This window comes from Shewanella sp. 11B5 (assembly GCF_002836795.1).
GTDB classification, from domain to species: domain Bacteria; phylum Pseudomonadota; class Gammaproteobacteria; order Enterobacterales; family Shewanellaceae; genus Shewanella; species Shewanella frigidimarina.
This window is the reverse complement of the sequence record NZ_PJAP01000355.1, coordinates 1-8,571: the sequence shown is the minus strand read 5'-3', so window position 1 is coordinate 8,571 and position 8,571 is coordinate 1. Positions and strand designations below refer to the sequence as shown.

The following is an 8,571-nucleotide window of genomic DNA, read 5'->3' as shown; positions in this document are numbered from 1 at the left end:
TAATTTGATGATAAAATCGATACCTAGCGCTCTTTTTGTTTTAAATGAATGCGATACAATTTTAACTTACGCTCACGCGTTACTCAAAGTGAGCTGTATTTGTAAATCCATACCAATAACGGAGAAGATACTTTGGCTAGATTTTCAGGGCTAGATAAAGACACCGGCCATAAAGCTCGTGGCAAAACCGGTGTATTACTATTGAATCTAGGTACACCAGATGCACCAACTGCATCAGCTGTTCGCATCTATTTAGCTGAATTTTTGGCTGATCCTAGAGTAGTCGAAATTCCAAAACTGATATGGATGATTATTCTTCACGGCATTATTTTGCGTATTCGACCTGCTAAATCGGCTGCCTTATATCAACAAGTCTGGACCGAAGAGGGTTCACCTTTACTGGCTATCAGCCAACATCAACAAGCCAAACTAGCCAAACATCTACAAGCCCAAGGGTACGATGCAAGTGTACATTTAGCGATGCGTTATGGTTCTCCATCAACGTCGAGCACTTTACAAGCTATGCACAAACAAGGTGTCGATAACTTAGTCGTTTTGCCTTTGTACCCACAATATGCAGCTCCAACAACCGGTTCTGCGTTTGATGCATTGGCCAAAGAGCTAATGAAATGGCGTTATATTCCTGCTCTGCATTTCATCAATACCTATCATGACAACGTCGATTTTATAGACGCGCTTGCTGCATCTATTCAAAAAGATTTTGATCTACACGGTAAACCACAAAAACTGGTGATGTCTTTTCATGGTATGCCAGAGCGTAACCTGCATTTAGGCGATCCTTATTACTGCTTCTGCATGAAAACAACTCGATTAGTGGTAGAGAAGTTAGGCTTTAGTGAAGACGATTATGTAGCCACATTCCAATCTCGTTTTGGCAAGGCTAAATGGTTACAACCTTATACCGATGCAACAATTGGTAGCCTACCTGCTAAAGGTATTACTGACATTGCCGTAATTTGCCCAGCATTTAGCGCCGATTGTCTAGAAACCTTAGAAGAAATAAAAGGTGAAAATCGTCATGTATTTGAAAATGCAGGCGGAAAGAACTTTAGATATATCGAATGCCTAAATGACAACGACGATCACATCAATATGATGGCAAATCTTGTTAAACCTTTTCTATAATTATAGGGCGTGACTCCGTCACTGCTAGGGCGCTTCGCTTCTAGGATGGACTGCGTCCTGCTAGGGACAGCTTCGCTGCTAAGATCCTAGGCCGCAACGCGGCTGGTCTGTTGATCTTATAGAATCTAGCCGCGTAGCGTCCTAGCAGCGCAGCGCTCTAGGCTGTTGCGTCCCCAGGCTTTTAGCTTTATATCCTCGCCTCTGCTTTTATGATTTGTTAAACTCAAATAATGTTTTATTGCTAAAGAAATAATATGAGAATAGATCCCAATATCGCATTAGTTTATAGCACTGATAAAGGTCGCATTGATCAGCCTAAGCCGCAAGTTGAAGTACCAACCGGCGACGGTATAGTGCGGATCCATAAAGACAGTAAAGGTCGTAAAGGTAAGGGCGTAAGTGTGATCAAAGGGCTCGAGTTAGATGAAAAAGCCTTAAAAGACCTAGCGCAAAAATTGAAGAAACAATGTGGCTGTGGTGGTACAGTTAAAGACTTCTGCATTGAAGTACAAACTGACAATCGCGAACAAATAAAATCCATATTAGAAAAGTTGAATTTCACTGTGAAATTAGCGGGTGGATAATACAAAACGCTAAAACACTATTGGGGATAACATATGGATAGCTTAAAAGACCACTTTTTAATTGCGATGCCATCATTAGATGACACATTTTTCGAGCGCTCGGTGATATACATTTGTGAGCATGATCAAAAAGGTGCCATGGGACTAATGGTTAATCGTCCAATCGGTGTAGAGGTTGAAGATCTGCTTGAGCAAATGGAACTCTATTTATCGCCAGAGTTTGTATTCTCCCTCGACAGTCAAGTGCTCATTGGCGGCCCAGTGGCACCCGAACGTGGTTTTGTGTTACATACGCCTCAACAACATTGGGTCAACAGTACCGAAATTAGCGAAGATACTATGCTAACGTCTTCTCGAGATATATTAGCCTCAATTGGTTCTGACAAATCGCCTGAAAATTTTGTGGTTGCACTAGGTTATTCCGGCTGGAGTAAAGATCAGCTTGAACAAGAAATTGCCGACAACACCTGGTTAACAATCAAAGCCACACCAGAGTTACTATTTAATGTTGAACCTGAACAAATGTGGCTCATGGCGACCCAACAACTCGGGTTTGATATTTGGCAAATGTCTAGCCAAGTCGGTCATGCTTAAAATAGGTCGCTACGCTGTTAAGATTCTAGGCCGCTATGCGGATAGTGCGCTGCGCTTCTAGGGCGGACAGTGTCCTGCTAGGGACAGCTTCGCTGCTAAGATTTTATAGTATCTAGCCGCGAAGCGTCCTAGCAGCGAAGCGTTCTAGTACTTAGGCCCTTAAAGATTAAACAAAGAGATATACATGCAACCACAAACCGTTTTAGGGTTCGACTACGGAACCAAAAGTATTGGTGTCGCTATAGGTCAAGCCATTACAGCAAGTGCCACGCCTTTATTATCAATTAAAGCGGTTGATGGGATCCCTAATTGGGATGATATCGATAAATTATTAAAAGAATGGCAACCAGATCTCGTTGTCGTCGGCTTACCGTTAAACATGGACGGCACCGAGCAAGAGATGACTCAACGAGCTCGAAAATTCGCTAATCGAATTAACGGTCGTTTTGGCGTTAAAATTGCGACCCAAGACGAACGTTTGACCACTGCAGATGCTAAAGCCCGTTTATTTGAATTGGGTGGTTTTAAAGCGTTAACCAAAGGTCAAGTTGATGCTGTGTCAGCTGTGTTAATTATCGAAAGTTATTTCGAAAACCAGTATTAATCTAGAGCCTAAGTGCTAGGCCGCTACGCGGATAGTGCGCTTCGCTTCTAAGGACAGCTTCGCTGCTAAGATTTAGTCACCAGATTCCAGTATCTTTCCAGACATCTAGATTCTAAGTGCTAGGTCGCTACGCGGATAGAGCGCTTGGTTTCTAGGAACAGCTTCGCTGCTAAGATTTAGTAACCAGATTCCAGTACCGTTCGAGTTACTAGGTCTTTTAGCTTTTATAGAATCTAGCAGCGTAGCGCTCTAGTGATCTAGATTCTAAGTACTAGGCCGCTACGCGGCTAGTGCGCTTCGCTTCTAGGAACAGCTTCGCTGCTAAGATTTAGTCACCAGATTCCAGTACCGTTCGAGTTACTAGGTCTTTTAGCTTTTATAGCATCTAGCAGCGTAGCGCTCTAGTGATCTAGATTCTAAGTGCTAGGTCGCTACGCGGATAGTGCGCTTCGCTTCTAAGGACAGCTTCGCTGTTAAGATTTTATAGAATCTAGCAGCGTAGCGTTCTAGCATCTAGGCTCTATCGCTTTTCATCGCTCGCCATCTCTTTTTATCGCTTTTTATCGCTTTCTATCGCTCGTTACCACTCTTTACCGCTTGCCATCCTCTTTTCTGCCCCAAAACGGTGCAATTTTTATTCATTGTCGCGCATGTCCTTTGATCCTATTCAATATACTTTTTACTTCATCGTTTTAGTTCTGAAAATAAAATAAACTATATCAATAGTTAAAGTATTTTTGTGCCATTAAGGTGCAACATTATTACGTTTGGCACATATCCTGAATCTACCTAATCAGTTAATAGCGTTACAGCGATAACGAAATAGCGCTAACGGGCGATAACAAGCGAACGGTGCACTTACAAATAGAATGATGAAAGAAGGTAACAAGCAAACGTTCACTTACTAATAGGGCAATAAAAATCGATAACAAACGGATGGTGCAGAAACTGCTGAACGTTGCCTTTCAGCTTTATAGAATCTAGCCGCGCAGCGAATTAGCTTCTAGGCTTTACGCTTATCACCGCTTGATACCGTTCTTGATAGTCAGCGTTCAATGATTGAAAAGGGATACGATATGACAACACGACCACTTATCTTTACCGACATCGATGGCACTTTGCTGGACCATTTTGACTATAGCTTTAGTGATGCAATCGAAGTGATTGAAGCATTGAATAAACGCAATATTCCTATTATCGCTAATACCAGTAAAACCTTTGCCGAAATGGCGAAGCTACAACAAACTATCGGTTTTAACTCACCATTTATATCTGAAAATGGCGCAGTTGTTTATATCCCAATTGGCTACTTTGACCAACAGCCAGAGGGGACGTTTACCAAAGGATATTATTGGGTAAAAGAGTTTTGTCAGCCGCGACAATATTGGCTTGAATTGTTAAACCAACATGCACAAGCATTTAACGATGACTTTATTGGTTTTTCATCTTTATCAGTTGAAGCGTTATGTGAAATCACCGATTTGTCACCCGATAATGCCAAGTTGGCTTTGATTAGGCATTATGCAGAGCCATTACTCTGGCAAGGCAATGAAGCCAATAAACAAGCCTTTATTGAGCTGATGTCACGCGTTGGTGCATATACCCTGCAGGGTGGACGCTTTTTACATGTTGGCGGAGATACCGATAAAGGTAAGGCAATGAAATGGTTAGCCGATGTCTATTCCAAGCAATATAACGCTCCAGTGACCACTATTGCACTCGGTGACAGTGGTAATGACAATGCCATGCTCGAAGCAGCAGACCTTGCAATACAAATTAAGTCACCTGTTCACCCATTTCCCATATTAACACCACAAAAACAAAGTATTAAAAGCAATGAATGCGGCCCTAAAGGTTGGGCTGAATGCATTAAGCAAACTCTATTGTCTTCATCGGCTGAATCTCAGCTAAACCAACTACCACTTGGAGGGGCGTAACATGGCCGACTTTTATCAAAATGGCATTGTCACCACAATGCATAATCTAACCCGACGTAGCCATGAAGAGCTTGAGCAAGATTTAATTAAGTTTTCAAAAACGCGCCCGTTAGGATTAATTTTGCCATCTCTGTATTCAGAGCTAGAAGGCACTGCACTTAAAGATATTGTTAGTAAATTAAAACAGGTGCCGTATTTATCAGAAATTGTGATTGGATTAGATAGAGCCGATCTGCAACAGTACAAACACGCGCTAAGCTTTTTTGGTGAGTTACCGCAGCATCATCGAATATTATGGAATGACGGGCCACGCTTACAAGCGCTGGATGCAAAACTGCAAGCGTTAGGCTTAGCGCCCAAAGAGCTGGGAAAAGGGCGAAATGTCTGGTATTGCATGGGTTATGTTTTGGCTTCGGGTAAAACAGAATCGGTTGCACTGCATGATTGTGACATCGTGACCTATGAAAAATCATTACTCGCTAGACTGCTTTATCCGGTCGCTAACCCGCAGTTTAACTATGAATTCAGTAAAGGTTATTATGCACGTATTTCTAATGGACAAATTAATGGTCGAGTGTCACGTCTATTAGTCACACCGTTGATTAAAGCACTTAAAAAAGTGGTCGGTTACAACGAATATTTAGAATATATGGACAGTTTTCGTTATCCATTAGCGGGTGAGTTTTCATTTAGACGAGACGTGCTCAACGACCTACGTATTCCAAGTGACTGGGGCTTAGAAATTGGTGTGCTGTCAGAAATGCAGCGTAACTATGCCCATAATCGTATTTGTCAGGTTGATATCGCCGATAATTACGATCATAAACATCAAGATTTATCATTGGATAATGAAGACGCGGGTTTGTCTAAAATGTCGATTGATATCACTAAAGCCTTTTTCCGAAAGTTAGCCACTCAAGGACATACTTTTAGCACTGAATCGTTCCGAACCCTTAAGGCAACGTATTACCGTGTCGCCCTCGATTATGTCGAAACCTATCATAATGATGCATTAATGAACGGCTTAACCACCGATATACATTTAGAAGAAAAAGCGGTTGAAATGTTTGCCCAAAATATTGTCACAGCAGGGCAACGCTTTTTAGATAATCCAATGGAAACCCCGTTTATGCCAACATGGAGCCGAGTCGTGAGTGCCATGCCAGACGTGCTCGAGCAGCTTAAAGCTGCTGTTGAAGCCGATAATGCTGAGTTTAGCTAACATCAAAATCGACCAGAGGACACCCTATGTCAGTAATGGATGGATTACAGCAAAAGCTGCAGCAACAACTTAGTTGTATTTACAACGATGTCGACATTGACATAAGTGTGCCAGCATTGGCTGCACAGCTCATCGATATAATGCGTATCACCGAGTATTGCCAAGTGCCCGAACCCTTTGTAAATCATTGGTCTGAAAAAGACATCATTATGATCACTTATGGCGACAGTGTGATCCAACAAGGTGAGCGGCCACTCACCACGCTGGCTCAATTTATCGACAGCTATTTAAGTTGCATCAATGCTGTGCATATTTTACCGTTTTTCCCTTACAGTTCTGACGATGGTTTCTCGGTTATCGACTATTCAAGTGTTAACGAAGGCCTTGGGTCGTGGGCAGATATCAGTGCTATTGCCAGTAAGCGGCGATTGATGTCAGATTTAGTGATCAATCATTGCTCTAGTCGGAGCTTATGGTTTGAGAACTTTTGCAAAGGTGAGGGCGTGGGCCATGACTACTTTTTTACTGCCGAGCCAGATGATGACTTAAGTGCGGTGGTTCGGCCAAGAACGTCAACATTATTAAGACCAACAGAGACACCGAGCGGCACTCAACATGTGTGGTGTACCTTTAGTCATGATCAAGTTGATTTTGATTTTCGTAATCCACAGGTATTAATCGAGTTTGTTCGTATCATTCGTCAGTATTTAGATGCGGGTGTGAGTATTTTTCGCCTCGATGCAGTAGCCTTTTTATGGAAAATAGTCGGTAATAAATCAATTAACTTACCGCAAACCCATGAGGTTATAAGTTTATTACGGACACTAATTGAACACGCTCAGCAAGATACCATCATCATTACCGAAACCAACATTCCCAACACCCAAAACTTAACTTACTTTGGTAATGCTAACGAAGCACATTGTATTTATAACTTCTCATTGCCGCCTTTACTGATCAACAGTCTTATTACCGGCAGTTGCTTATACTTAAAGCGTTGGCTTATGAGTATGCCGCCCGCACAAGACGGCACCACCTACTTTAATTTTATAGCTTCTCACGATGGTATTGGTTTACGCCCGGCAGAAGGCTTACTTGAAGAAGATGAGATTGATACTCTGGTCGACACAATGAAACAGTTTGGCGGCCAAATATCATCCAGAACCACAGAAGATGGCCTCCAAAAACCTTATGAAATGAACATTGCCCTGTTTGATGCCTTACAAGGCACCACTAAAGGTAAAGACCAGTGGGGGATGCAACGTTTTGTGTGCGCTCATACCATTATGTTAGCGCTCGAAGGTATTCCTGGAATTTATATCCACAGTTTATTGGGAACCCGCAACGACTATCAAAAGCTGGCCAATACTTCACATAATCGCGCCATTAACCGCCATCGTTGGGATCTCAATCAATTAACGGAACAACTAAATGATGCCAACAGCGATCATAGCCAAGTGCTAACCGAGCTGACCAATTTAATCAATATCCGAACGCAGCAAATTGCATTTCATCCCAATGCTACACAATTCACCTTACATCTAGGGTTACAGTTATTTGGTTTTTGGCGTCAAAGTCGTAATCGTAAACAAAGTATATTTTGTATCAGCAACGTATCAGACCAAATCACCGATCTTCGCATTAATGAACTTAATCTTATAATTGCAGAACACTGGGTTGATCTATTAAGTGGACAACCAATACAAGACATCACCCAAACCATGCAACTGCAACCCTACCAAACCGTGTGGATAAGCAATGTAAAAGAGCGGTGACAGGCGATGGTAATAGATGACAAGCGATATCAGGCGATGACAGCTGGTCTCGCTTGCCATCGTTATTCCGCTTATACCGTTCGTTATCGTTTTTGCATGTCATCGCTCTTTAACACTATTTCCGTTTGTTATCATTTGTTATGAAACCTTGTTAACTTGACAACGCCTTTGCTCTCTATAAGCTAATAAACATTAACGTCTTGTTTTTGGAGCCTGTATGAAAAACCTAATTATCGCTGCTGCAGTGTTAGCATTGAGCGCATGTAGTACCTTGAAATCTACTTCAGACTTCGATCCATCGGTATCATTTGATCAATATAAAACCTATTCATGGGTAGAGAAAAAAAATGACGATGCGGGCTATCATTTAGACGGACTCATGGACCAACGCGTCCGTGCTGCAATCGAAACTCAATTAAGCCAAAAAGGCATCAGCAAAACCGACAAACAAAATGCAGATTTATTAGTTAACTACATCACTAAAGTCGATAAAAAAATCAATATCGATACCTTTAATAGTCACTACGGTTATAACCCATATTACGGCCCTCGTTGGGGATTAGGCGGCAGTCTTCATAGTGAAACCACTGTGCGTGAATACGATGTTGGCACTTTAATGGTCGACTTAGTTGATAACAAAACGGGTAAGTTAATTTGGCGTGGTACTGTTGCTGATACCGTACGTGAACAAAGCACCCCAGAAGAGCGA

General features: G+C 42.0%; 8 protein-coding genes. All 8 read left to right on the top strand.

Features of this window, described 5'->3' with window-relative positions:
• Positions 1-132: 132 nt before the first annotated feature.
• Positions 133-1,146: a ferrochelatase gene (gene hemH, locus CXF78_RS07745; protein WP_011638300.1), complete on the top strand. Its 1,014-nt coding sequence runs from the start codon at positions 133-135 to the stop codon at positions 1,144-1,146.
• A 254-nt stretch (positions 1,147-1,400) separates the two neighbouring features.
• A complete protein-coding gene (gene yciH / locus CXF78_RS07740) occupies positions 1,401-1,730 on the top strand; it encodes a stress response translation initiation inhibitor YciH (protein WP_102036447.1) in 330 nt (109 codons plus the stop codon).
• A 33-nt stretch (positions 1,731-1,763) separates the two neighbouring features.
• Positions 1,764-2,324 carry a YqgE/AlgH family protein gene (locus CXF78_RS07735; RefSeq protein WP_011638298.1) on the top strand — a complete coding sequence of 187 codons (561 nt, stop codon included), beginning with the start codon at positions 1,764-1,766 and terminating at the stop codon, positions 2,322-2,324.
• Between the two features lie 184 nt (positions 2,325-2,508).
• Positions 2,509-2,928, top strand: coding sequence for a Holliday junction resolvase RuvX (gene ruvX, locus CXF78_RS07730; protein ID WP_102036446.1), 420 nt, complete (start codon positions 2,509-2,511; stop codon positions 2,926-2,928).
• A gap of 1,076 nt (positions 2,929-4,004) precedes the next feature.
• Complete coding sequence (locus CXF78_RS07725; RefSeq protein WP_102036445.1) at positions 4,005-4,865, top strand: HAD-IIB family hydrolase; 861 nt, start codon at positions 4,005-4,007, stop codon at positions 4,863-4,865.
• Between the two features lies 1 nt (position 4,866).
• Positions 4,867-6,087: a glycosyltransferase family protein gene (locus CXF78_RS07720; protein ID WP_011638295.1), complete on the top strand. Its 1,221-nt coding sequence runs from the start codon at positions 4,867-4,869 to the stop codon at positions 6,085-6,087.
• A gap of 26 nt (positions 6,088-6,113) precedes the next feature.
• Positions 6,114-7,862 (top strand): sugar phosphorylase, encoded by a 1,749-nt coding sequence (locus CXF78_RS07715; RefSeq protein WP_102036444.1) that lies wholly within the window; start codon positions 6,114-6,116, stop codon positions 7,860-7,862.
• A 217-nt stretch (positions 7,863-8,079) separates the two neighbouring features.
• On the top strand, positions 8,080-8,571 hold a 492-nt coding region (locus CXF78_RS07710), incomplete at its 3' end, for a DUF4136 domain-containing protein (protein WP_102036443.1).

Bases quoted from the DNA above. Each gene is read 5' to 3' on its own strand.
- yciH (WP_102036447.1), top strand. From the start codon at position 1,401: ATGAGAATAGATCCCAATATCGCATTAGTTTATAGCACTGATAAAGGT.
- CXF78_RS07735 (WP_011638298.1), top strand. From the start codon at position 1,764: ATGGATAGCTTAAAAGACCACTTTTTAATTGCGATGCCATCATTAGAT.
- ruvX (WP_102036446.1), top strand. From the start codon at position 2,509: ATGCAACCACAAACCGTTTTAGGGTTCGACTACGGAACCAAAAGTATT.
- CXF78_RS07725 (WP_102036445.1), top strand. From the start codon at position 4,005: ATGACAACACGACCACTTATCTTTACCGACATCGATGGCACTTTGCTG.
- CXF78_RS07720 (WP_011638295.1), top strand. From the start codon at position 4,867: ATGGCCGACTTTTATCAAAATGGCATTGTCACCACAATGCATAATCTA.
- CXF78_RS07715 (WP_102036444.1), top strand. From the start codon at position 6,114: ATGTCAGTAATGGATGGATTACAGCAAAAGCTGCAGCAACAACTTAGT.